At 38.5% G+C, this 26,844-nt stretch carries 18 protein-coding genes; 12 read left to right on the forward strand and 6 right to left on the reverse strand.

Annotated features, from left to right (window positions below):
• Positions 1-88: 88 nt before the first annotated feature.
• Genes NYE61_RS17555 through NYE61_RS17570 form a run of 4 tightly spaced genes read right to left on the reverse strand, consistent with a single transcriptional unit; the run spans position 89 to position 4,795 of the window.
• On the reverse strand, positions 89-1,126 hold the full coding sequence (locus NYE61_RS17555; protein WP_095308240.1) for an aldose epimerase family protein: 1,038 nt from the start codon (positions 1,124-1,126) through the stop codon (positions 89-91).
• A complete protein-coding gene (galT, locus tag NYE61_RS17560; protein WP_095308242.1) occupies positions 1,126-2,616 on the reverse strand; it encodes a UDP-glucose--hexose-1-phosphate uridylyltransferase in 1,491 nt (496 codons plus the stop codon). Before galT ends, NYE61_RS17555 begins: the two co-directional genes overlap by 1 nt.
• Positions 2,613-3,614: a UDP-glucose 4-epimerase GalE gene (galE, locus tag NYE61_RS17565; protein ID WP_095308244.1), complete on the reverse strand. Its 1,002-nt coding sequence runs from the start codon at positions 3,612-3,614 to the stop codon at positions 2,613-2,615. Before galE ends, galT begins: the two co-directional genes overlap by 4 nt.
• Entirely contained in the window at positions 3,611-4,795 is a 1,185-nt protein-coding gene (locus tag NYE61_RS17570; protein ID WP_303450604.1) for a galactokinase, read from the reverse strand. The genes galE and NYE61_RS17570 overlap by 4 nt, the downstream gene beginning before the upstream one ends.
• Before the next feature lie 645 nt (positions 4,796-5,440).
• Here NYE61_RS17570 and NYE61_RS17575 point away from each other — a divergent pair.
• The 9 genes from NYE61_RS17575 to NYE61_RS17615 all read left to right on the forward strand — a co-directional run bounded on the left by NYE61_RS17575 (position 5,441) and on the right by NYE61_RS17615 (position 19,282).
• A complete protein-coding gene (locus tag NYE61_RS17575) occupies positions 5,441-6,736 on the forward strand; it encodes an extracellular solute-binding protein (RefSeq protein WP_095308248.1) in 1,296 nt (431 codons plus the stop codon).
• 66 nt (positions 6,737-6,802) lie between these two features.
• Positions 6,803-7,678 carry a sugar ABC transporter permease gene (locus tag NYE61_RS17580; protein ID WP_095308251.1) on the forward strand — a complete coding sequence of 292 codons (876 nt, stop codon included), beginning with the start codon at positions 6,803-6,805 and terminating at the stop codon, positions 7,676-7,678.
• A gap of 1 nt (position 7,679) precedes the next feature.
• Positions 7,680-8,606 carry a carbohydrate ABC transporter permease gene (locus tag NYE61_RS17585; RefSeq protein ID WP_095308252.1) on the forward strand — a complete coding sequence of 309 codons (927 nt, stop codon included), beginning with the start codon at positions 7,680-7,682 and terminating at the stop codon, positions 8,604-8,606.
• Positions 8,607-8,717: 111 nt separating this feature from the next.
• Positions 8,718-12,857: a carbohydrate-binding protein gene (locus NYE61_RS17590; RefSeq protein ID WP_339316139.1), complete on the forward strand. Its 4,140-nt coding sequence runs from the start codon at positions 8,718-8,720 to the stop codon at positions 12,855-12,857.
• A gap of 121 nt (positions 12,858-12,978) precedes the next feature.
• Complete coding sequence (locus tag NYE61_RS17595; protein ID WP_303450672.1) at positions 12,979-13,854, forward strand: formylglycine-generating enzyme family protein; 876 nt, start codon at positions 12,979-12,981, stop codon at positions 13,852-13,854.
• Positions 13,855-13,976: 122 nt separating this feature from the next.
• On the forward strand, positions 13,977-14,735 hold the full coding sequence (locus NYE61_RS17600; RefSeq protein ID WP_339317511.1) for a sulfite exporter TauE/SafE family protein: 759 nt from the start codon (positions 13,977-13,979) through the stop codon (positions 14,733-14,735).
• Between the two features lie 122 nt (positions 14,736-14,857).
• Entirely contained in the window at positions 14,858-16,405 is a 1,548-nt protein-coding gene (locus NYE61_RS17605; protein ID WP_303450595.1) for an arylsulfatase, read from the forward strand.
• A gap of 58 nt (positions 16,406-16,463) precedes the next feature.
• Positions 16,464-18,233 (forward strand): sugar-binding domain-containing protein, encoded by a 1,770-nt coding sequence (locus NYE61_RS17610; RefSeq protein WP_303450592.1) that lies wholly within the window; start codon positions 16,464-16,466, stop codon positions 18,231-18,233.
• A 101-nt stretch (positions 18,234-18,334) separates the two neighbouring features.
• Entirely contained in the window at positions 18,335-19,282 is a 948-nt protein-coding gene (locus NYE61_RS17615) for a glycoside hydrolase family 43 protein (protein WP_303450589.1), read from the forward strand.
• Between the two features lie 364 nt (positions 19,283-19,646).
• Here NYE61_RS17615 and NYE61_RS17620 read toward each other — a convergent pair whose 3' ends face one another.
• On the reverse strand, positions 19,647-20,096 hold the full coding sequence (locus NYE61_RS17620; protein WP_303450584.1) for a nucleoside deaminase: 450 nt from the start codon (positions 20,094-20,096) through the stop codon (positions 19,647-19,649).
• Between the two features lie 437 nt (positions 20,097-20,533).
• Entirely contained in the window at positions 20,534-21,307 is a 774-nt protein-coding gene (locus NYE61_RS17625; protein ID WP_303450581.1) for a SurA N-terminal domain-containing protein, read from the reverse strand.
• Positions 21,308-21,674: 367 nt separating this feature from the next.
• Here NYE61_RS17625 and NYE61_RS17630 point away from each other — a divergent pair, with 367 nt between their 5' ends.
• From NYE61_RS17630 to manA, 3 genes are all read left to right on the forward strand, one after another.
• Positions 21,675-23,591, forward strand: coding sequence for a BglG family transcription antiterminator (locus NYE61_RS17630; protein WP_303450578.1), 1,917 nt, complete (start codon positions 21,675-21,677; stop codon positions 23,589-23,591).
• Positions 23,592-23,745: 154 nt separating this feature from the next.
• Positions 23,746-25,707, forward strand: coding sequence for a PTS fructose transporter subunit IIABC (locus NYE61_RS17635; RefSeq protein ID WP_303450575.1), 1,962 nt, complete (start codon positions 23,746-23,748; stop codon positions 25,705-25,707).
• A gap of 103 nt (positions 25,708-25,810) precedes the next feature.
• Positions 25,811-26,767 (forward strand): mannose-6-phosphate isomerase, class I, encoded by a 957-nt coding sequence (gene manA / locus NYE61_RS17640; protein WP_303450666.1) that lies wholly within the window; start codon positions 25,811-25,813, stop codon positions 26,765-26,767.
• Positions 26,768-26,844: the final 77 nt, after the last annotated feature.

Genomic DNA, 26,844 nt, shown 5'->3' on the forward strand with positions numbered 1-26,844 from the left:
AAAAATAAAAAGAGGATATTCCTCCGTGTTACACATGGAGAACTATCCTCTTTTATTAACATTTCTCAGGGTATCAGTAAGACCCTTGTTATCTTACTATGCTGAAAGAAAATACGGTCTGTTTTTTATACTGTTCTCCTGCTTTTAAAATAACTGACGGAAATCCTGGATAATGCAATGATGCAGGTGACGCTTGGGTTTCAAAGCATACTCCTAAATACTTCTCTGAAAAGCCTTCTTTCAGTTCCATCCCATCTTCGAGCATGTTCGAGGTATACATAACCATCCCTGGCTGATCTGTTTTTATCATCAGCAAGCGTCCAGACTTCTCATCACTTACAGTAACAGCATTTTCTTTCTTCTTATTGAAAATAAAATAATGATCATAACCATTTCCAGCAACTGTATTTTGTTCAGACTTGTCATTGAATCCTTCGCGCAATGACCGGCTTTCACGAAAATCAAAGGAAGTATTGAATACATTCATTAATTTTCCTGTTGGAATAAGTTTCTCATCAAGTTTGACAATTTCTTCACTATCTATCGTTATGTGGTGATGATGAATGGTGTTTTTCAAGTCTCCACTTAAATTAAAATAAGAATGGTTCGTCAATGTTATTGGAGTGACCTGATCACTGGTTGCAGCATAGTCGATTGTAAATTGGTTATCGTTATTCAAAATATAGGTAACAGTTACATCTAAATTGCCAGGATATCCTCCATCACCATCTAAACTTTTGTGAGTCAGCTTCAACCCGACTGTGTCACTTGTTTGAAAAGGATCAACATTCCAGATTACCTGATGGAAACCTGACGCACCTCCGTGAAGATGATTATCCCCATCATTGTGATCTAAACTATAGGTTTTACCATTAAGCACAAACTCCCCACCTTGAATTCTTCCAGCAACACGACCGATTAAAGCACCGAAATAATTCGGGTTCGTTTCATAGTCTGCATAATTTTTAAATCCAATTACGACATTTTCCAGTTTTCCATTTCGATTGGGAACAAGCATTTCTGTAATGATTCCGCCAAAATTTATTACACTGACAGACATTCCTTGTTCATTTACTAGTGTGTATTCTTTCCATTTTCCTAAAATATCAGTTGTTTCAACCTTCATTATTGTGCCACCTGCTTATTTAATGTATGGATAAATCTTTCAAATGCTCGCCGTTCCTTGAAAACACCGGCATCTTCCAGAACTTTTGCAAATTTTTTGCCAAGCTCTTTCTTTAAAATTTCATCAGCCATCCTAGAATCGAGAATCTCACCGTACTCACTTTGGATTTGATCAGCCCATTCCAGGTGATATGCAGCTACATCACTGGATTTTCCAATTAAAAACTGCCTGATTTCAGCCAGTTCCATCTCCAATCTTGCTGGCAAAACGGCGAGCCCCATAACTTCAATCAGCCCGATATTTTCTTTTTTTATATGATGCACATCTGCATGTGGGTGAAAAATCCCCAGTGGATGTTCAGCAGATGTACGGTTGTTTCGTAATACAAGATCAAGCTCATATACGTCTTCGCGAGAACGAGCAATTGGTGTAATCGTGTTGTGAGGTGTATCACCAGTAAATGCTTTCACGTCTGCAAGTTCGTCGGAATAACTTTTCCAGATTTGTAAAATATGATTAGCAGCGTCAAGCAGTAAATCCTTGTTAGAACTATTCAGACGGATAACGGATAAAGGCCATTTCAATACAGAAGCAGAAACATTATCAAACTTTTCCAGGATAAATTCAAAAGCACTCGCTGCATTCGTCATTGGAAAATCATAGCGTCCCGCCTGATAGTGATCATGACTTAATATGGAACCTCCAACAATCGGTAAATCTGCATTTGATCCAATGAAGTAATGGGGAAATATTTCTGTAAAAGTTAATAGGCGTTCAAAAGCTTTCCTATCAATTTTCATGTCCCGGTGTTCTTCTGAAAGCAAAATACTGTGCTCATTATAATAAACATATGGAGAGTACTGTAGGTACCAATTTTCTCCTAGCAGTGGAACGCGAATGACACGATGATTCGCACGTGCGGGATGCCCTGTTCTACCAGTATATCCTTCATTATCCACACATAATAGACATTTTGGATAATCCAGCTTTTGTTTCATTTCACGTTCTCGTTTGATTTGCACGGGGTCTTTTTCAGGTTTGGACAGGTTAATCGTGATGTCTAGTTCGCCGTATGCTGTGTCCGATTTGAAGTGAATGTTTTTTTCAATCCGATTCATCTGAATGTAGTTGCTGTTTTTGCTCAAGTTATAAAAATAATCGGTTGCAGCTTTCGGTGACTGTTCATATTTTTCATTAAAAGCAGCATGAATAACAGATGGACGAGCTACAAAGCAGTTCATTATATTAGCTGTGAGAATCTCTTTATCGTCGAATACGTCCTCGATTACTTCATGTTCAATAGCATATTCGATTATTTTTTCAAGCATGTCGGGAATCGATTTATCTGTGACACAATCAGGCTCTTCAGGAAAAGTCTCCAAATTTAATAGATTCATGACTTGGTTGCGAACATAAATATTATCTGCCTGTTCAATTAGTTCTGCTTTAATTGCTTGTTGAATAAGTCCATTAACATACTGAAAAATCACTTCTTCACGTCCTTTCCATATCCATTCGGATGAGATGTATGCCAGTTCCATGCATCCTTGATAATTTGTTTGATAGAAGTGCGTCTCGGTTCCCAGCCAAGCATACTTTTGGCTTTATTTGAACTGGCAACCAGTATGCTTGGATCACCTGCACGTCTCCTTCCTGACTTTGCATATATTTCCTTACGGGTTACTTCACGTGCAGTATCAATCATTTCTTTTACAGAAAAGCCTTGGTTGCTTCCGAGATTGAAAACATCACTTTTACCGCCAAGCTTTAGATAATCAAGTGCTAGTAGATGTGCTTCAATAAGATCCTCCACATGAACATAATCACGTATACATGTTCCGTCCGGTGTATCATAATCCTCACCGAAGATCGTTATATAATCGCGCTGACCAAGTGCTGTCTGTATAATGATTGGAACAAGATGTGTTTCCGGGCGATGGTCTTCACCAATTTCACCTGAGTGCCGGGCGCCAGCAACATTAAAGTAACGCAAGGATACATACTTAATTCCATGTGCTCGCTCTGTCCACTTCATCAGCTTTTCCATTGTTAATTTTGTTTCGCCGTACGTGCTGGTTGGCTTTGTCGGTATTGTCTCCGTAATTGGAACGGATTCGGGCTCTCCATAAGTTGCGGCAGTGGAGGAGAAGACAATAGTCTTCACCTCATGCTCGACCATAGTCTTTAGCAATACTTGAGTTCCATAAACATTGTTGTCAAAATAGTGGAGTGGTTTTTCCATTGACTCCCCAACAAGGGAGCTTGCAGCAAAATGGATAACAGCCTCAATGCTTTCTTTGGTAAAAACGTCTTGAAGGAAAGCTGCATTCCGAATGTCGCCTTGATAAAACTGTGCGCTTGGATGGACGGCTTCCTGATGTCCTGTTTGCAGATTATCAATGACAACGACATCTTCCCCTCGATCAATCAATTGATAAACGGCATGTGACCCAATGTAACCAGCACCGCCTAAAACTAATACACTCATTTTAACGCTCCTTCTGTGACTTCTTTTGCTCCATCGCAGATTTCTGCCATATAGAAAGTTGGTGCATAGCCAATTTTTTCAGTGTAGACTGCGCTTACAATATTCTTGAACTTCTCCACTTCCTCACGCGCTACAATTGCAATCGCACAGCCGCCAAATCCTGCACCTGTCATACGTGCACCAAGGACCCCGGGCTGATTCCAAGCAGCTTCGACAATCGTGTCAAGCTCAATTCCTGAAACCTCATAGTTATCTCTTAATGAGATATGGGAGGCGTTCATGAGTTTTCCAAATGCAATAAGGTCATTTTGCTTTAACCTTTCAAGGGCTTCTATTGTTCTGGCATTCTCGTAAACAATATGTCTCGCACGTTTCAGGTTTATTTCATTTTTAATGAACCGTTGATTGTTCTCAAAAGCATCAATTGTTACATTTCCAAGTGTTTGAATAGGCAGTACAGTCTGTAAATCAGAGAGTGCTGCTTCACACTGTGTCCGGCGTTCATTATATTTAGATCCTGCTAATGTCCGTTGTTTATTCGTGTTCATGATGATGATAACATGATCCCCTAAAATGAGTGGTGCACATTGGTAGTTCAATGTTTGGCAGTTTAAGAGAATCGCATGATCCTGCTTTCCCATGCCAATCGCGAACTGATCCATAATTCCACTATTAACACCAATATAATTATTTTCCACTTTCTGTCCAATGCGAATCAAATCAATCCGGTCAATATTCAGTTCAAACAAACCATCTAATAAGACACCCATGGCCATTTCAATTGATGCAGAAGAAGACAGCCCTGCACTATTTGGGATGTTTCCATAAAATAAAACATCAATACCATGGTCGAATTGATATCCTGCTTTCTGCAGATAAAGAATCATACCCTTTGGATAATTCGCCCATTCATGTACTTTCTGATAAATTAAATCATCCAGATCACATTCCATTATCCCTGCATCAGGGAAATTCACGGAGTAAAAGCGTAACTTTCGATCCTGACGCTTTAGGCCAAGCGCATATGTTCCGAAAGAAATTGAAGCTGGCAGCACATGTCCGCCATTATAATCCGTATGTTCGCCGATTAGGTTGATTCTTCCTGGGGCGAAGAAGGGTCTTGGTGTTTGGAAAGTGCTGAATTTCTCCTGGAATTCTTTTGTTAGTTTCCTTATATTCATAATAACCTCCTGTAGTATCGTGGTCTTTAAAAAAGAGATAAGTACTTAAGATATTGCAATTATAATAAGAATGCATAATAGTTAATTAATTTAATTAAGTTAATGTTACTATATTTATTTTAAAAAAACAAGAAGAAATATAATGAGATATAAATATGGAGGGACGTTACACCTATGAACACTTATAGAGCCATGTTTAAAGTCAGAGACTGGAGATAAAAGAATGAATAGGAGGATGATAGGTTCAGGATTCAGTTCTTTAATTGCGGTAATAATATGTGTTTGACATCAAAAATCCTGTTAATAATGCTCGTTAATCTAATAGATCTTATCTGAATCTTGAATATTATAAACCAATAAGCAACATATTAAGACATTATTCTTAATAAATTAATTTTGAGTTTATTCGAATAATTGATATTGACAAGTGAAAAGATCGAGTTTATTATTATGTTAGTTAATTAATTTAATTAATGCAATAATAGTATTTTTCTTAGGCGGTTTCTTATTTTTTTGCTTTTGTTTGAAAGCGAATTCATGAGCCGTGTTTTAACTTTACATTAAAACCGTAATCGATGAAAGGAGGCAGCTAAAAGTTAGTATCTATTCATTTGCAATTCTTAAATATAAAGGGGAGGTTCAATGATGAAAAAGAAGTTAATGTTGCTTATCGGAATAATTATTACTGCCATCACACTTGCAGCATGCAGTGGCGGTTCAGATGATGCTGGTGGGAAAGTTAAGGTGCCGGAGGGTGCTACAGAGGTTGTTATGTGGAACTTATTTGGTGGTGGGGATGCAGCGTTTATGAAAGAAATTGTTGACGAATTTAACGCAAGTCAGGATGAGATTTTCATAAACAATATTCAACAAGAATTTGAAGAGTATTATACAAAATTGATCACGAGTGTCTCCGCAGGTAAAGGACCGGACTTGGCTATTTCCCATTCGAATGTACTTCCGGAATTGGTTAATCAGGGACTAGTGCAGGAATTAGACACATATGGTGAAGAAGTTGGCGTTAACTGGGATGAATTCAATCCAAACGTTCTGGATTCGACAGTTTTTGATGGGCAGCACTTTGCTATACCAATCGACACACATCCACATATCTTTTTCGTGAATAATCAGCTTGCCGGTGACGCAGGACTTCTGAATGAAGATGGCAGTGTAAAAATGGAACAGACACCAGAAGGGTTTGTTGAATTCTTGACAACGCTTAAAGAAGAATTACCGAAAGATAAATTTCCGATGGCATTTTCTACTGCTGGTGTAGACTCCTATCGGTTATGGTTTTCCTTTTATAGTCAATTAGGTGGAGAAAATATTGTAACGGATGATTTAGAAAATCCTGAATATGTACTTGATGTTGATAAAGCAATTGAAGCTGCAAACTATATGCATGATTTATGGTACGAGCATGAAGTTATTCCATTGAATTTAGCGGATTTCTATGCTGATTTCCAATCTGGCAATGCAGCAACTATGTCCACTGGGGTGTGGGCAACTGGTACTTGGGAAGCAACGGAAGGATTAGAATTTACAGCAATACCTGCACCAAATATATTTGGCAAAGAGGCTGCATTCGGCAATTCGCACACCTTCGTAATCCCTGCTAGTCAAGATGCGGAACCGGAAGTTCAAAAAGCTGCGATTGAATTTATGAACTACGCTACAGATAAAGGTGTAGTTTGGGCAGAAGCAGGACATATTCCAGCAAAGACAACGGTTGTTGAATCAGAAGAATATGCGGAACTTCCATATCGGAGTGATTACGCAGAAGTAGCAAACTATGTTAATTTTCCAGATCAAACCGTACATGCACGTGGTATCCAGGATATACTTATTCGCAATCTTGATCTGATCTGGACAGATGAGGAATCTCCTGAGAAGGCATTTGAATTGATTGAACAAGAAGTAAAGGCGTTAATAGGAGGATAATTTGAACTGTCTAAGCTCCTAATATACTTTAGGAGCTTCTGACTTTTAATAGAAAAGGGGTATTTTATGAAAAACAAGTCATGGTTACAGGATATGAAGGCAGTGCCCTTTCTAATTCCCTTTTTTATCGTATACATGATCTTTACTATTTTTCCCGTTATTAAAGGGCTGGAAATGAGCTTCTATGATTGGTCATTAATTGGAAAATTGGACTTTATTGGGTTGGAAAACTTTAAGGTCATGTTCAGTGATTCTTATTTCTGGAGAAGTCTTGGAAATACAACGCTGTTTGTTATTTTAACAACACCAACAATGATGGTGCTTGCACTAGGACTGGCATTACTCGCTAACTTAAATACGAAGATTCAGACCTTTTTCAGGGGAGCTTATTTTATCCCAAGTATCTTATCCGTTGCCGTTATTTCCTTTCTAGCAATTTTTATGCTGCAACCATATAACGGATTCGTTAATACCATTCTTCATAGCATAGGAATCGAAGGGGAGCCTTTTTGGCTGGCTGATAAATATCTTGCTTGGATTACGATTGTAGTTGTTACCTTATGGTGGACGGTAGGAACGAATATGATTCTATTTCTTGTCGCACTACAGGACATACCCGAATCATTATACGAGGCAAGTGAAATAGATGGGGCAACCCGCTGGCAGCAGTTTTGGTACATTACATTGCCGCAGCTTAAGCCGATTTCCAAAGTCATTTTGCTGCTGCAGGTTCTTGCCTCATTTAAAGTGTTTGCACAAATTATGCTAATCACTGGCGGTGGACCAGGTGGTGCGACTAGACCTCTCATTCAATATATCTATGAAACTGGCTTTACACAAAATAATTTAGGATATGCTGCTACAATGTCCTTTGCATTATTCTTTATTCTATTAATTTTGTCGATAATCCAGCTAAGGCCACAGAGAACGGGGGAAAGTTAAAATGGGACAACCTAATCCAATCCCAAATATAGCGGAACAAAAACCAGTCGAGAAAAGAAATGGAGAAGGACCGAAAAGTAAAAAGAAAAGATCCGCAGCATTAAACAGGAGTCGCGATCCTTTTCATCCGGTTAAAGTTACGGTAGCGATTGCAGTATCTGTTCTGTTCATTCTGCCGATCATTTGGATGATCTTTGTTTCCTTGAAACCAGATGGATACAGCACAACTAATCCAATCGAATGGTTTTTGCCACCATTTACATTCTCGAACTACACGAATATAATTTCTGACACGTTAATACTTCGCTGGACGTTTAATAGTTTTATCGTCGCGCTGATTACAACGATTTTAACGTTAATTGTGACATCATTAGCTTCGTTTGCAATATCTCAAATGAAATTTCGTTTCAAAAGAACTATTTTTATATTCTTCTTGGTAGGTTTAATGATACCTGGAGAAGCAACGATTATTCCGCTATATGAAACAGCAAAAAGTTTAAACTTGATTGATAGCTATGCAGGGCTTATTTTACCGATGATTGCTTCACCATTAGGTGTCATCATATTAAAAAGCTTCTTTGATGGAATACCAAAGGAATTATTCGAAAGTGCAAAAATGGATGGATGTTCAAATATTAAACTGTTTTACAAAATCGCTTTACCTCTAGCTAAACCAGCTTTAGCCGCAATAGCTATCTTTACATTTATTGGGTCATGGAATAATTTCTTGTGGCCATACCTGTCCATATTATCTGAGGAGCTCTATACATTGCCAGTAGGTCTGCCAGTATTTAATTCCAGCTATTCGCAAGCCTATGTACTGCCAATGACAGCCAATGCTATTGCATCGATACCAGTTATTATCGTGTTCTTAATCTTTCAAAAACAAATTATTAAAGGAATCAGCTTTACAGGACTTAAAGGTTAAGACAAAGAGAAACTGGCTAAGAAACGTTGAGCTTACTTAGTTATGCAATTGCTTACATTTAAAGAACGTAACATAGATAGAATCCATTATTAGAATAAGGAGAAACTTTCTATGAAAAAATTGATTTTACTGTTATTTGCAACTGTATTTGCCGTTATGTTGAGTGCTCCGCAACCGTCTTTTTCATACAGTAACCCCTTGGATATACCTGATTCCTGGATGTGGGACCATGGGGATTTTTATGGGGAAGGTGATCCATATATTTTAAAGTACAATGGCATCTATTATCTTTATGTCAGTACTGTGGATGATAAAAGTGGAGTGAAGGTTTGGACGTCAACGGATTTAATTGATTGGGATTATGGTGGGCTAGTTACAGAAGAGCCTAGTACGAAAGCGGCATATGCACCAGAGGTAACGTATTGGAATGGTGCTTTCTATATGTATACATCACCAGGTGGAAATGGTCATTACGTTTATAAAAGTTCTAGTCCACTTGGACCATTTGTTAAGCAGACGGACAATCTAGGGATGGGAATAGATGGAAGTGTTTTTATTGATGATGATGGCCAGTGGTATTTTTATAGTACTGGCACCAACAGTATTATGGCAAGACCTATGGACGACCCATATACATTTGGAGAGGCTATAAATACAGGAGCATCAATGGATGGTTGGACTGAGGGTTCAACACTGTTGAAAAGAAATGGAAAGTACTTTATGACCTATACGGGAAATCATATTTGGAATAAAGCGTATCGGGTTGATTATGGTAGCAGTAATTCACCTACAGAAGGATTTACAAATGAAACAAAACAAAATCCTATATTAATTAACACAGAAGGTTCCCATGTTGGACTTGGTCATAATTCGATCGTCCGTGGACCTGATCTTGACACACATTACATGGTATATCATAGTCATGCAAATCCAGGCCGTGAAACGAACCTTGATAGAATCGTTTGGAACGGTGATAAGATGCTATTACTCGGACCTACAACGTTTAAACAGCAAAATCCCGATATGCCGGATTTCAGTGATCGCTTTAAGCGTAATGAAGTAGGTAATGATTGGATAGCGGTAAATGGAGGGAACTGGAGTATTTCAAATGATTGGTTAGAGCAGGAATCCCTTGGTGATACAAATTGGCATCGTCAGGTTACAAAAAACGAGACAAATGATAACTATACTGCAGAATTTAACATGAAAAAGAAGGAACAAGGTTCGAGTTCCAATCCAAGATTTGGTGCTGTATTTTCATATAAAGATGAAGATAACTATGGATTAGCTGTATTAAGCCCTGATAAAAATAGACTGGAAACATTTTTCCGGGTGGATGGAGTTGATCAAGAATGGGAGGCTTCTGAACTTCCGTCTGATTATGATTACTCTAATCTTCACCAAGTAAGAGTGGAAAAGTCAAACAGAGAATTTAACATATATGTTGATGGAATGCTAAAACAGACTAGGGAAATAGATGGACTGAACGGTGGAAAAATTGGTTATACCACTTCCGATGTTCATGCAGAATTTGGTTTTATTGCTTCGAGTAATAAGGTAGACGGTAGTAATGCATTTGATGCATATAAACCGTTACCAGGGTCTATTGAAGCCGTACATTATAATTCTGGTGGTGATGGAAAAGGGTTCCGTGAAAGTACAAATGAAATTAATGAGGAGTACAGACGGGATGCTGTTGACATTGAAGCTAATTCTGAAGGCGGTTTTAAAATAAGTTCTTTTCAGGAAGGTGAATGGCTGAAATATAATGCCAATATACAAGATAGTGGAAAATACGATGTCAGTTTGAGGGTAGCATCTGACAAGAATGCTCAAGTCAGGCTACGGTTAGATGATGAGACGGATTTATCAGGTGTCGTTGATGTACCAAATACAGGAGACGGCAATCAATGGGAAAACTTATCCATTGATGGGATTACTTTGCCAGAAGGTAATCACACAATAAAAGTGGAAGTTGTCCAAGGAGAATTTGATTTTGCAAGTATGAAAGTTAGTAAACACAAAGTTGAATCTGTGCTTTTTGATGACTTTAATGATGGTAATGATGACGGATGGACACCACATGATGGTTTCTGGAAGGTGGATACAAATACAGATGAACCAAGTGTTTTTGATAATTATAAGCCATTGCCTGGAGTAATAGAAGCCGCTTATTACAACTCTGGTGGAGAAGGAGTAGCCTATCATGACACAACACCTGAAAATATAGGTGGTGTCCTAAGAGGGGATTCCGTTGATATTCGGAATAAGCCTCAGGGTGGTACTGCTGTTGGATGGAATCAGACGGGTGAATGGTTGAAATACAATGTAAATGTAAAGGAAACGGGGCTGTATAACTTAAGACTAGATGCTTCAACCACATTTACTGATGCGAAAGTAAGGTTGTGGCTGGATGATGAAACGGATTTAACAGGAGTGATTGATGTTCCAAGTACAGGGGGGTGGAATAACTGGACCCCTGTAACGAAAGAAGGTATAACCTTACCAGAAGGGGAACATACAATCACAGTCGAGATTGTTAATGGAGAGTTTGATTTCTCAAGATTTAGTTTCAGCTCCTTTGATATTCATAAGCCATTGCCTGGATTAATAGAGGCTGAAGACTATAATCTTGGTGGAGAAGGAATAGCTTATCATGATAAAACGGAAGAAAATAGTGGTGGAGAGTATCGCGATGATGGCGTTGACATTCGTTCGACTCCTGATGATGGATTTGCCGTTGAAAGCTTTGAAGCAGAAGAATGGCTCAACTATGACGTTGATATAGCCGAAGAGGGTGAGTATGGTATTGATTTAGCTGTTGCGTCCATACAGGATAATGCTCAGTTAAAACTAGTATTGAATGATACAGATTTGATTGATGTTATGGATATTCCAAACACTGGTGATAAGAATAATTGGGAAACAATTACATTAAAAGACATCCATTTACCAAAAGGTAAGCATACGCTCAAAGTTGAGGCAGTTCAAGGAGAGTTTGATTTCTCAAAAATGATATTTCATACCTTTGATGAATATAAAAGTCTCCCAGGAAAGGTGATGGCAGTTGATTATATAACAGGTGGAGAAGGCATTGCTTATCATGATAATAACCCTGAAAATATTGGACGTGTGTACAGACAGGATGGTGTCGACATCAGGAATCATCCAGATGGGACGTATAATATTGGCTGGAATCAGACAGGGGAATGGTATAAATATAATGTAAACATGGCTGAGAGTGGTAACTTAAACATGAAAATGAGTGTAACAACGGACTTGGAAGGTGGTCAGGTAAGGTTGTGGCTTAATGACGAGATAGACCTTACTGGAGTTATCAATGTTCCTCGTACAGGGGGATGGGATAATTGGTCCGATGTTGTGAAGGAAAACGTCTCCCTTCCTGCTGGTAACCATTCAATTACGGTGGAAACAGTAAATGGTGAATTTGATTTTCATAGTATAGAATTCTATGAGAATACTGAAGAAGAAGAAGAAGAAGAAATTGAAACTGATGGAACCTATACTTCTAGCGTTGGAACTTTTGGGAAGTCCGTAATTGGTGAAAAAGATTGGAAGAATTATAGTGTAGAAGCAGATATTAAACTTGTTGATGGAATTGGAGATGGCGGGCTTATCTTTCGAGTAAATAATCCAGCAAATGGGATGGAACGAGCACAGAATAATCCTGATTTTATGCAGGGCTATGTTGCATATTTGAACGAAGAAGGCGTCCATCTTGGAAAGCAAAATTACAATTGGGAGTATTTAGCAGGTACAGAAATGACAGAGTTAGAAGATGAATGGCAGCATATGAAAGTAGTTGTGAAGGATGCGAACATAAAAGTATATGTTGGAGATATGGACAATCCAAAAATTGATTATACCGATAACAGTGTTACAGCATTCTCTCATGGTAGTGTCGGGGTAAGAAGTCATTTCAGTAATGCTGAATTTGATAATTTCCTTGTGAAGCCTATTGAGCCAAGTCTGGATTCTTTACAGAAGTCAATCGAATTAAACAGGGATACAGGTAATATCAGTCATTCATTATATATGAAACTGCATAACAAACTAAAGCAATCACAGCATCATAAGGATAAGGGCGATCTGCACAAGGCTAGTAAACATCTGAATGATTTTCTGAAGCACCTGGAGAAAAATAAAGCTGATGTACCTGGACGTGTATATGAAGAATTAAACGCGGATGCTGCAAGCTTAATAGACTCTTTTGAAAGCAAGGATGAATGAGGCAGTGGTTTTTGGTAGTCGAGAAAATCTTATTTCCCACAAATCCACTTAATTAAAGGGGGAACAGATTCGAGTGAATACGAATAAAACCTGTTCATGTTGCTCTGTAAGCAGAACAGATATTTCTCAAACTAATCATAGCATAGCCCCCTCTGATTATTGGGGAGGAAAGATCAGATTTAAAGACAAAATGGTGTATATATCCGGTGGTGATTTTTTGATGGGAACGGATGATGAGGAAGGCTTCCCCTCTGACAGAGAAGGTCCAGTAAGAAATGTAAAGGTAGAACCGTTCTATATCGATAATCACACTGTTACGAACAAAGAATTTAAACAGTTCGTTGAAGAGACGAATTATCAGACAGTGGCAGAAAAGTTTGGCTGGTCCTTTGTATTTCATGAATTTTTAACGCTTGAACAGTTGAATAATGAAAAGCAATTACAGAACGTGCCTTGGTGGTATGCGGTGAGAGATGCTTTTTGGTATCAGCCTGAAGGGAGCGGATCAACGATTGAGCAGCGGTTGGATCATCCTGTATTACATGTATCCTGGCATGATGCCAATACCTTTTGCGAATGGGCAGGAAAGCGTCTGCCGACAGAGATTGAATGGGAATTTGCTGCTCGCGGAGGGCTTGAACAGAAGAAATATCCATGGGGAGATGAGCTGACTCCAGATGAAAATCATTACTGCAATATTTGGCAGGGAAAGTTTCCACAATATAATTCAAAAGAAGATGGTTATTTAGGGACAGCCCCAGCAAAGTCATTTCCGCCAAATAATTATGGACTTTATAATATGTCCGGAAATGTATGGGAATGGTGCTCGGATTGGTTTAATAAAGACATGGAACATTCAACACAGAAGAGCATGCGTGGTGGATCTTATCTATGTCATAAATCTTATTGTAATCGCTATCGTGTAGCTGCAAGGAGTTCAAATACGATGGACAGCTCTTCAGGGAATATAGGTTTTCGCTGTGTAAGTGATGTGTGAAATAGACAAAGAAAGGTCTCAAGAGAATAATCCCTAACTGAGAGAGGTTCGTCTTAGAAAATGATTGAATAGGATTGTTCTACCAAACGGAGATGATATAAATAATTATTCTATACTTTTTAATTGGATTTATTTCCTCCGTAATTGGTGCAATGGCTGGCTTAGGTGGAGGAATAATTATCAAGCCGGTTCTAGATTTTGTTGGGCATTTTGATTTGGAAACAATCGGAGTCTTATCCGCGTCTACCGTTATGGCAATGTCCACTGTAACACTGGTAAGAATAAAAACAACCAAAGTAAAGATAGATTTCAAGGTTAGCTCACTGATTGCTGTTGGATCGATAGTGGGTGGTCTAATTGGTAAAGGAGTATTTAATTTTTACGTAGTTAACCTGAAGTTAGCTGATATTGTAGGAGCCATACAATCGGGGTTACTTGCTTTTCTGTTGATTATTATCTATGCATCCTTCAAATGGAATAGCCATACACCAAGTTATCTGATAGCAAATAAAGCCATTATCTTTTCAACAGGGCTAATATTGGGTTTGCTCTCAGCATTTCTAGGAATCGGAGGCGGTCCTTTAAACGTAGCTGTATTGGTTTTATTATTTTCCATGACTGGCAAGGAAGTTGTCATTAATTCGACGTTCATTATATTTTTTTCACAGCTGGCATCGTTATTATTGGTAGCATTCACTACCAGATATCAGGGGATGGACCTGTCTATGCTTCCATTTATGATTATCGGAGGTGTTGCTGGAGGATTAATTGGAAATATTTTATTGTTTAAGGTTTCGAGTAAGGCAATTTGGGGCGTTTTTAACTTCACAATTTTAATTATTGTGTTAGTTAATATTTATAATCTCGTAAAGGGATTGTGATTAGTGAAAGAAATAACTAAAGGCTGGTAGATTAGTAGAATTTGATAGCAAGTGATTTAATGAATTAAAGAATTGAGGGTTATTTAGACAGTGTGACAATCCTCAAACTTGGAGGGGTAGGAATGGTAAAAAGCAAGCCAAATATATTACTGATTTTGACAGATGACCTGGGATATTCTGATTTAGGCTGCTATGGGGGTGAAATTAATACACCAAATCTGGATCAGCTGGCGAAGGATGGGTTACGCTTCACTCAATTTTATAATTCAGCACGCTGCTGTCCGAGCCGAGCTTCTCTTTTAACCGGATTATATCCACATCAGGCTGGTATAGGGTTAATGGATGAGGATCGGGAAACACCAGGATACCGCGGATATTTGAAAGAACAATCTGTCACCCTTGCTGAAGTGTTAAGAGAAGGTGGCTATCACACCTATTTATCTGGAAAGTGGCATGTTGGGAAACATATGCCAATTGAACGCGGGTTTGATGACTTTTATGGCTTATTGGGAGGTTTTGCAAGTTTTTGGGACAAGAAGAACTATGTTCGCTTGCCTGAGGATCGACCGCAAAGAAGTTATACCGAGGGAGAATTTTATGCTACAGATGCGATTACAGATCACGCATTAGATTTTATAGAGGAATCCCGCAGTGAGGAACAGCCTTATTTTCTGTACTTGGCATATAATGCACCACATTTTCCGCTTCAGGCACCGAAAGAAGATATTAAGAAGTATGAGAAATTATATGAAAAAGGCTGGGATAAAATACGGGAAGAACGATTGGTGCGAATGAAACAGCTGCAAGAGGTGGATGAAGAGATGCAGCTGCCACCACGGTCAGAATATTGGGATCGGGATCGAAATATTAGCGGTGTCAATCCAGCTTGGGAAACGATTGATCCAGACCGTAAAAAAGATCTAGTAAGAAGAATGGCGATTTATGCCGCCATGGTTGACCGTATGGACCAGAATGTCGGCAGGGTGATTGAAAACCTTCGAGAACATAATGAACTTGAAAATACGCTGATACTGTTTTGCTCGGATAATGGGGCATGCGCGGAATGGGATCCTTGGGGATTTGATGACTGGCAAACAACTTCAAACATTTTGCACCGAAAAGAAGACTTGGAATGCATGGGAGGTCCAGAAACCTATCACAGCTACGGGTCTGGCTGGGCAAATGCATGCAGTACACCGCTTCGAATGTATAAGCACTATTCCCATGAAGGGGGAATTAGTACGCCATTGATTGTTCACTGGCCAGCAGAGGTTGAGCGAAACGGCGAGATTGATCATCGTCCAGGTCACTTTATTGACTTTATGGCAACTTTTGTTGATATTACCGGATCACAGTATCCAGATGAGTATCAAGGAAATAAGATACCGCCGATGGAAGGGGAAAGTTTACTGCCTGTTTTCAAGGGAGAGACAACAGATACCCGAACATTGTGTTTTGAACATGAAGAACATTGTGCAATTCGCCAGGGAGAGTGGAAACTTGTGAAAATAAAAGAAAGAGAATGGGAGCTATTCAACATGAATAACGACCGGACAGAGATGAATAATGTAGCGAATGACTATCCCGAGCTCGTGGAAAAGATGAAAGCAACTTGGAAAGAATGGGCTGAGAAGACCGATGTATACCCCCGCGTTAAATTGGAGAATTAACTTTTAGGTAAACGCTATCAATCAAAACAATATTAAATCATAGAATAGGAGAATATAAATGACACAAACAACTGCAACATATCAGAGGACAGAATATCCACGTCCGCAATTTCAAAGAGATTCATGGTTAAATCTGAATGGAACATGGAAATTTGCATTTGATGACAAAAATATTGGCGAGAAACAGCAATGGTCGAATGAGCCAAGCTTTACAACAGATATTCAAGTACCGTTTACGTATGAAACAAAAGCGAGCGGAATTGGAGAAGAAGCTTTTCATCCCTATGTTTGGTATCAAAGAACGTTTGAAATCCCAGAGGAAGAAATAGGAAAACGGGTAATTTTGAGATTTCAAGCATCGGATTATGTAACAAAGGTATGGATAAACGGTAAATATATCGGAAATCATGTTGGTGGTAATTCTTCTTTTAATTTCGATATTACGGATGCGATTGATTATAATGAAAAGAATGAACTTGTTGTTAAAGCGGAAGACAGTATGAGCTGCTATCAGCCAAGAGGAAAACAGCGGTGGAAAGACGAAAACTTCGGATGCTGGTATGTACAGACTACAGGGATTTGGCAAAGTGTTTGGCTGGAATTCCTGGAGGAAGCTAGTATTGATAATGTAAAAATTACTCCTGATGTGGATACACATTCTGTTAATTTTGACTATACATTGAATGGTTCATTTAATGAGGATTGGTATGTGGAAACAATAATCAGCTTTTCGGGTGAAAGAGTTAAGCAATTTTCGATAACACCAGATCGTTCAAAAATGAGTTTTGCAGTGGATCTTCTTTCTGAGATACATGAATGGAAAGTAATGCATTGGTCACCGCAACAGCCGAATTTATATGATGTTACATTTAGACTCTATGAAAATGGCAGATTGGTAGATGAAGTAAATTCATATTTCGGCATGCGAAAAATTTCTATTAAAGATGGTCAAGTACTTCTTAATAATGTACCAATATACCAAAAATTACTATTGGATCAAGGATACTGGACAGATACGATGCTTACACCTCCATCCGATGAAGCAATGCTGGAGGATATTGAGAAGACAATTCAGATGGGCTTTAACGGCGTACGCAAACATCAAAAGCTTGAAGATGAACGCTTCTTATATTGGTGCGATAAAAAGGGATTGCTTGTATGGTCTGAAATGGCTGCTACATATGAGTTTTCTGATGAAGCAGTAGATAATTTTACGAAAGAATGGCTGGAAATCATTCAGCAGCATTATAATCATCCATCTATTGTGACATGGGTGCCATTCAATGAATCCTGGGGTGTGCCAAATATATTAAAGGATAAAAAGCAGCAAGCATTTACAGAATCAATTTACTACTTAACAAAGGCAATTGATCCAAATCGCCCGGTTATCGTGAATGATGGGTGGGAACACACAGTTTCAGATATTATTGCCCTTCATGATTATGAAGAGTTTGGGGAAGCATTTTTAGAACGTTATAAAGATAAAAATAGAATAGTAAATAATGAAATACCTCATAACAAAGGAAAGTATGCATTTGCAGAAGGATATGAATATAAAGGTCAGCCAGTTATGATAACAGAATATGGCGGAATTGCCTTTAATGATGAAAGCGGCTGGGGATACGGGAATCAAGTGAATACAGAGGAGGAATTTCTAACCAGATACCGCAATATCACAGATGCAATAAAATCAATTCCGTATATTTCTGGATACTGCTATACACAGACAACAGATGTACAGCAGGAGATTAATGGATTATTAAAAGAAGATCGAACACCAAAAATTGAACTGAAAAAGATAAAGGAAATTAATGATTCCATTAAATAGTAATAAGCAGAAGGATTGTTCAGGTATTCTTGAACAATCCTTAACTGTAATTAATAATGCTGCTACAAAAAATGTAATAGCTATACGAAAGGAAGTACTTCATGGGGAAAACGTTTAAGAATCCATTATTAGATCCCGGTCCTGACCCATGGGTTTATAAAGAAAATGATATGTATTATTTAATGATTACCATAGGCAATAGGCTCGATTTATGGAAATCCCGCACATTGAGCGGGATTTCAAAAGGAGAGTGTAAGACCATCTGGACTCCTCCATTAGCAGGGATAAACAGCAAGAATATATGGGCACCGGAAATTCATAGAATAAACGGGAAATGGTACGTTTATTTTACTGCAAATGATGGAGTTGGCGATGATGAATCACGTAAAATATTTGTTCTGGAAAATAACTCTGAGGATCCTTTTACAGGTCAATGGATTGAACGCGGATATGTAAATACAGAATACCCTGGACTGGATGGTACAGTTTTCGAATATAAGGATCAATTATATTTTGTTTATGCGGGATATGGGCATTTTCCTGCTTATGGATCAGCGCTTTATATTGCTGAAATGACTGACCCATGGACGTTGACTGGTGAAAATGTAATGTTAACGAAACCAGAATATGAATGGGAAATGCAAGGGGGTATGGCGATAAATGAAGGCCCCGTCATACTAAAAAGAAAATCTAAAGTTTTCCTAGTTTACTCAGCCAGTGCCACATGGTCAGATGATTATTCGTTAGGAATGTTAACTCTATCTGCCAATTCAGATGTTATGAAACCAAGTGCTTGGGAAAAATCAACACAGCCGGTTTTTAAGAAAAGTTTGGAAAATAAAGTGTTTGCACCAGGACATAATAGTTTTGTAGAGTCACCAGATGGGACAGAAGATTGGATCGTTTACCATGCTATTCCTGAATCAGAAGGGGGAGGGCAACGCAGTACTCGAATCCAAAAGATTTACTGGAAAGTTGATGGAACACCAGAATTTGGTATTCCGTTAGCAACTGACGATTCGATACCTGTTCCCTCTGGAGAAGATTAGATAGGTTTTAATTGATTATATGTTAATAAGGTCAAGAATAAATGAAGATTAAGATCCATAAGAAGGCAGAGTAACTGTCTTTTTATGGATCTTCGCTATTTAATATTAAGACGAATGGGAACCTTTTAACAGCGAGTTTACTGGATAGAGTTGAATAACCTGACAAATAGGCAGAAAGAACGGACGTTTATCCTCGTTCAGAGCAGAATCTTTTTGATAAGTCGAATCCAAGCATAATTCTAAAAAAGACAGCAACAGGATCCCTGATTACGATCTGGAACTAGAGATTTTCATATCAATAAAATGGGAAAAATATCAAAAATTATACTCGTATTAAGATGGAATTAGCTGATATCTCAACTAATTATCTCTCCTCCCAGAGTTTCATTGGATCTACTTGCCCTTCACGCAATGGCATTCGTCTCATTGATAAGGTGCGTTCTGTTTTCGCTTTTTTAAGATCGTCATAGATTTCCTTTGATTTACCTAACCCAACTTCAGCCGCTTCTTCAACGGTTGCACAATAAAATACCTGTTCGATTCCCGCAAAGTACATCGCAGTTAAACACATTGGACAAGGTTCACCGCTCGCGTACATCGTATAACCAGATAGATTGTTCGTTTGTAATTTAGCTTGCGCACGTCGGATAGCAAGTAACTCTGCATGGCCACTAACATCAAATGTTTTGTGCAGTTCATTTACGCCTTCAGTTATGATGTTATTCTCTTTTACGAGTACAGCACCAAATGGCTGTCCACCCTCTTGAATATTTTCTGTCGCTAGTTCAATTGCTCGTTCCATGAATTTGTCCATATTAAACCTCCATGAATGTATCGTTTAACTTTACTGTACTTAAGTTTTATGTGGATTTCAATTTTTTAAATAATAGGGCGTGTTGGGAAAACGGCTTTACTATCCATTTAGAATACCTGTGGGATCATCGTGGAATACAACGATTTTATGCTTGAAATGGTCCAATGTATGTTGATATAAGGATCCCATAGTTACCTCTTTTCCGAAGTAGGAAAGTATAGGATTTGCCTGTTTACCATTCCTTTTCAAAAATGGGGATGTCCAATTCCAGCGCTAAATACGCATGAAACATACTAGCATTTGCGAGTTTTTTTCTCCTGGTTAGCCAATTATTTTATATTATTCTTTCCGCGTAAAAGGGAAGCAGCTCTATAACTACTCATTGGCTATACATACATAATAAAACCAGGTCCGAAAAGGAACCTGGTTTTATTAGATTATATATTGACAGTGACGTCTGCGTTTTTCCGCAGTTCCTCAACTAGCTTTTGAGCTGCTTCGCCTTCCTTTTGCATCTTGAGTTGTTCTTCAAGATTAGGTTTCATTTCTTCAAAAGATGGGACTTCTGCTTCCTCTCCACCAATTTGCTCCTGTTGAGTTTTCATTTGATCATAAGCTTCTTTTAATTCTTCCTCTGTTGGCTTTGTGTCACCAGACTCGTCTGCAATAAGTTGATCCACTTTTACTTGCGTTTCAACCTGGGTCATTACCTCTTCTTCAGGGAGACCTTGTTCTTCAAGAGCGGTCATGAACTCTTCCTTCGATTGAAGCCCATTTTGTTTTACTAAATCATCCACTGTTTTATTGACATCTTCCTCCGAAGCAGTAAAACCACGGTTGTCCGCTTCCTGTATGAGCAGTTCCGAACCAATCATACTTTCTGCAATTTGCTTTTTTAATTGATCCTGATCAAGCTCTTGTCCAGTCATCTGAGACTGCATAGCCATTTGCTGAAATTGCGCTTGGTACGTAGTTTCAAATTCTTCCTTGCTTATTTCTTCTCCATTTACTTCTGCAACTACTTCAGGGATACCTTCCAAGTCAGCTTGAGGCATCTCGGGCTGTTCAGCACCTTCCCCGTCTCCCTGAGATTCTTCTTGTGTGTTTGTTTCCTCTTTATTGTCTTCAGCTGCCTCATCTCCATTACTGCAAGCAGTTATTACAAGTACGGATAAGGCAAGGGATAAACCTAATAACCATTTTTTACTCATATAACATTCTCCTTTCATTTCGAAGATTTGGTTTAGTGTAACATAACATTATTGATTGTACTAACGATAGCTGAAAGAATGTTTATCTGTCAAAGGATATTCATTGAAACTGGATTATTACAAGGGGGAATTGACTAAGTACTAACTGAGTCGGATGTAATACAAATGGATAGTAGCAGTTTTTTTTAAGCATTCTTTTATTTGGGAAAGTCGTTCAATATAGGATTAAGCTGAATTTAATACCAAATGAGTTTAGCTATGGTGGTACTCGGACTTTAAACGATAAATATAGAAAAAATCTTCCGATAGATATTCATTGCTTCTCCATCACCTATTAGCTAAACTCATACATAGGAGTAGATAAACGATGAATGAGCGACAAAAAGAACTACTAAAAATACTTTTAACTGAATATCAAGTCCCGCTGCTTATCCAAGAACTTGCTTTGCGCCTGGATTGTTCGGAAAAGACAGTGCGAAATGATTTAAACCAAATTGATTTATATTTACCGGAGATTTCAAGAGGTAATATCAAGCGAAAACCAGGTGTTGGCATTACGCTCGAAATGGATGAAGCGGAACGCCTTGAAGTATTGCATTTGCTTTTATCAACGTCTCCTTTCCAAGACAAGGGAGAACGAATTATTGAAATTGCTTTTCAATTACTCACGAGTAATTATCCAATTACTATCCAAGCCTTTGTAGATAAATATTATGCGGCAAAGACTGTTATAAAGAAAGAATTGGAAAACATAGAGCTTTGGTTAGCATCTTTTGATTTAAAATTGATTTCTAAACCAGGTCTTGGGCATATGATTAAGGGAACAGAATTGCAGAAACGCCAAGCGTTATCGCGGCTGCCGCTACTAGTTTCAACAGCCGATCGAAATTACGTCCTTGATTTATTTTTGCCTCATGAGATTGCGACAGTTAAGAAAGCGTTGCGTGATCTGCGGCTGAACTATCAATTATCTTTTACAGATGAAGCAATGGAGAGTCTCCTTGTACATGCTCTCATCATGCTGAAGCGTACGAGACAAAAATCGCCTGTTCTTGTTCCTAAGGAAGAAAAAGTTCATGTTTTTGGTCAGGAAGAATATCGTTATGCTGCCTCTTTTTTTGAACAATTGGAAGCGATATTTCGGATTTCTTTCCCTGAGGATGAACGTGTTTATTTTACATGGCATCTTATAAGTAGTAAGGTGACAGAAAGCAGCGGGACAGATAAATTGAGTTCCGATGACTTTTTGCTGGAGGTAGTATCTAGCCTTACTAGGAAGCTAAGCAAATTAACATTGTTTCCATTTGAAAAAGATGCAGTATTAGAAAGCGGTTTAGTTGTGCATATGCATTCAGTGATTAATCGCATCCGATATGGTTTTCCCATTACAAACCCAATGTTATCTGAAATTAAAAAGATGTATCCCTACATGTTTAGCATGGTTATTCTAACATTAGGAGAGGTAAAACAGACGCATAACCTTGATATTAAAGAGGATGAGGCTGCATATCTCGTTTTACATTTTCAGGCTTCTATAGAAAGAATGGAAGGTTCCAAAAGTAAACGTAGGAGGACCTTAATAGTTTGCCATATGGGAGTAGGTATGTCTCATTTACTTGAAGCTAAGATTACCCAAAATTATAAGGGGATAGAAATTGCCGCTTGTGTAAGTAAAGCAGAGGTAGATAAAGTTTTAAAGAAAGAACAAGTAGACTTTATTATATCTACGGTTCCACTAGAAAAAGTGGAGGTGCCCTATATCATTATATCTCCTCTCTTGGAGACAAAAGATAAGGAAAAGCTTAGTCAGTTTATAGATGAGCTGGATCATAAGGTTGTAAAAAGTGGAGGCTCTTCACTTCAAAGATTAATATCTAAAGATTTGTTGTTCCTTGGAGTGGACAAGGAACATCGTTATGAGGTAGTTGAGCTACTTGGAAATGCACTGATTCAAAAAGGATATGTAAAGGAAAACTTTACGCATAATGCGTTACTTCGAGAAAGAAAATCAGCAACTTCAATTGGCGGAGGTATTGCTATCCCTCATGCTGATCCAAATCTGATTCATAAATCAGCGATTGCAGTAGCTATTTTGGAGAATCCGATTGAATGGGGAAATGAATTTGTATCTGTTGTCTTCATGCTTGCTATAGCAAATGTCGATCATAAAATAACGAGGGAAGTTATTGGACAAATTGCAGGAATCAGTGAAGATCCATTGCTAGGAAAGGAATTAGCAGATGCGCAGGACATGCATGCATTTATAGACGTTTTAGAGAAGTGAGTAGGTTATTATGCCTGCTTTCTTTTTTTGTGTAGTGAAATCTAATTAATCATTTATTACCACTAGTTCTGGTAAAAATAAAAACTTATTCATGTACATGGCAGGGTTATAATAAGTTTAGAAAGCGATTACTTCTTAAAGAGGAGGATACACAATGAAAGTATTAGCTGTGACAGCTTGTCCAGTTGGAATTGCCCATACGTACATGGCTGCTGAAAATTTACAAAAAGCAGGCGAAGAAATGGGTATTGATATAAAAGTGGAGACACAAGGATCAATTGGTGTAGAGAATCCATTAACAGAACAAGATATCGAAGAAGCGGATGCAATTATTATTGCTGCTGATAAAGAGGTATCAAAGGAACGTTTTGTAGGGAAGAAATTGATTGTGACAGGTGTACAGGACGGAATTCGTAAACCAAAGGAATTGATTGAACGAATTCAAAGTGGTGATGTTGCTATATATCGTCCCGAATTAAGGGATGCAGCAAATATTAAAAACGAACGTAAGAAAAAAGAAAATCCTATTTATAAACATTTAATGAATGGTGTTTCCTATATGGTTCCATTTATTGTTGTTGGTGGTTTATTGATTGCGATTGCATTGACGCTTGGCGGAGAGCAAACTCCAGGTGGAATCGTGATACCGGAAGATTCGATCTGGATACAAATTGAATCCCTTGGCGGTACAGCATTTATGTTTATGGTTCCGATATTAGCTGGATTCATTGCTGTAAGTATTGCTGACCGTCCAGGGCTTGTTCCAGGTATGATCGGTGGTTATATTGCTGCTAACGGAAGTTTTTACGGAAGTGAAGCCGGGGCAGGGTTTATCGGCGGAATTATTGCAGGCTTTCTAGCTGGTTATGTCGCACTTGCTATTAAGAAAATTAAAGTACCAAAAGCTGTTCTACCTGTCATGCCGATCATATTTATCCCGATTATTGCATCGGTTATCGTTGGACTATTATTTATCTTTGTTATTGGCGCACCAGTTGCACAGGTTTTTGAAGCGTTAACTGTATGGCTTGCTGGGATGCAAGGTGCAAGCTCGATTTTGCTGGCACTTATTCTCGGTGCAATGATTGCAGTAGATATGGGAGGACCATTCAATAAAGTTGCTTTCCTGTTTGGCTCTGCCATGATAGCTGAAGGTAACTATGAAATTATGGGACCAATTGCTGTTGCTATCTGTATTCCTCCAATCGGAATGGGACTGGCAACGATGCTGAATAAGAAAAAATATCTGGATAATGAAAGAGAAGCTGGAAAAGCCTCGTTTACGATGGGACTTTTCGGTATTACAGAAGGTGCAATACCATTCGCAGCACAAGATCCGCTTCGTGTAATCCCAAGTATTGTTGTAGGTTCAATGGCCGGATCCGTTATTGCGATGATTGGTAGTGTAGGTGGCAGAGTTGCACATGGTGGTCCAATTGTAGCTGTGCTAGGTGCCGTAAATAATGTGGTGATGTTCTTTATTGCAGCAATTGTTGGGGTTATTGTTACGGCATTTATGGTTAACTTCTTGAAGAAAGATGTAAATGGTGGGCCAGCTGTTGCAGTTCCTGGAGGTGGTACGCTCCGTGATTCAAATGAGGAAGTACAAGAAGCGTCTGCTCCTGAAGAAGTTGAAGAAGAAGCTGAAATGGAAGAAATCAATAAGCTAACTTCTATTACGAATGTTGATTTAATTGAAACGAATTTAGCTGGGGAAACACGTGATGACGTTATTGATGAGCTAATTGAAAAGTTTGATGCATCCGGAATTTTAAATTCGAAGGAAGCTTTTAGACAAGCAATTTTAAATCGTGAAAGTCAAAGCACAACAGGACTTGGTATGAATATCGCTATCCCGCATGGTAAGTCTAATACAGTAAAACGCCCTGCGGTAGCATTTGGTATTAAGCGAGACGGTGTGGACTGGAAGAGTTTAGACGGTACTGAAGCGAAGCTAATTTTTATGATTGCAGTACCAGAAGAAAGTGCTGGGGACGCTCATTTAAAGATTTTACAAATGTTATCTCGTAAATTGATGGATGATGCATTTAGAGAGCAACTATTGAATGTGCACAGTTCAGAAGAAGCTTATGAGTTATTAGATACGATAAGCTAATTGGAACTAAAATGACAGAAGAGAACCTTGTGTTTTCTTCTGTTCCTCTTATGTTAGAATGACACTGTACATAAAAGAAAAATTACGATTAATGGAGGACGCTATGTATAACGAACCTATTTTTCTACAACCTGTATTTCAAGAAAGAATCTGGGGTGGACAAAAGTTAAATACACAATTTAATTATGAGATTCCTTATGAACACACTGGCGAGGCATGGGTTGTTTCTGCACATCCGAATGGGCCAAGCGTTATAGAGAATGGTCCATTAAAGGGAAAGACGTTAGCAGATGCTTGGCTGGAACATGGTGAATTATTTAATAAGGGTAAAGACAATGATGGCGCTTATCCTTTATTGGTAAAAGTTTTAGATGCAGCTGATGACTTATCTGTACAAGTACACCCGAATGATCAATTTGCACAAGAGGTAGAAGATGTACCATATGGAAAGACAGAGTGCTGGTATGTTTTAAGTGCAGAAGAGGGTGCAGAGCTTGTGTTGGGACATCATGCAACGACACGAGAAGAACTTGAAGATATGATTGATCGTGGCGAATGGGATCAGTTGTTACGACGTGTCAGTGTACAAGCTGGAGACTTTGTATATGTACCAAGTGGCACAATTCATGCAATTGGTAAAGGAATCGTAATCTTGGAAATACAGCAAAGTTCAGACATTACGTACCGAGTCTATGACTATGATCGGACAGATGCAGCAGGGAATAAACGTGAGTTGCATTTGGAACGTGCAAAGCAGGTAACAACAGTTCCACATCAAGATGCAGAGGTGGAACAAACCGAAAATGCCGTAGATGATTTAACAGTTAAGAAATTAGTGGAAGAGAAGTATTTTTCTGTGTATCACTGGGAGTTAAATGGTAATGCTGCACTTACGATGGACAAGGACTTTTTACAAGTGAGTGTGATTACAGGTAAAGCAAGGCTAACAGTGGATGGTCAAGATTTTGAAATAGGGAAGGGGAGTCACTTTGTCATTCCTCATCGTGTTGGAGCGTATGAGCTTTCTGGGGAAGCTGAGCTGGTTGTTTCGCATTCCTAGAGGGAACAAGTCCTGTTAAAATTTGATTTTTTACACTATAAAAGCTGTTGCAAACACATAGCAACAGCTTTTTCCCA

This window comes from Oceanobacillus sp. FSL W7-1304 (assembly GCF_037969805.1).
Taxonomy (GTDB): Bacteria; Bacillota; Bacilli; order Bacillales; family Amphibacillaceae; genus Oceanobacillus; species Oceanobacillus profundus.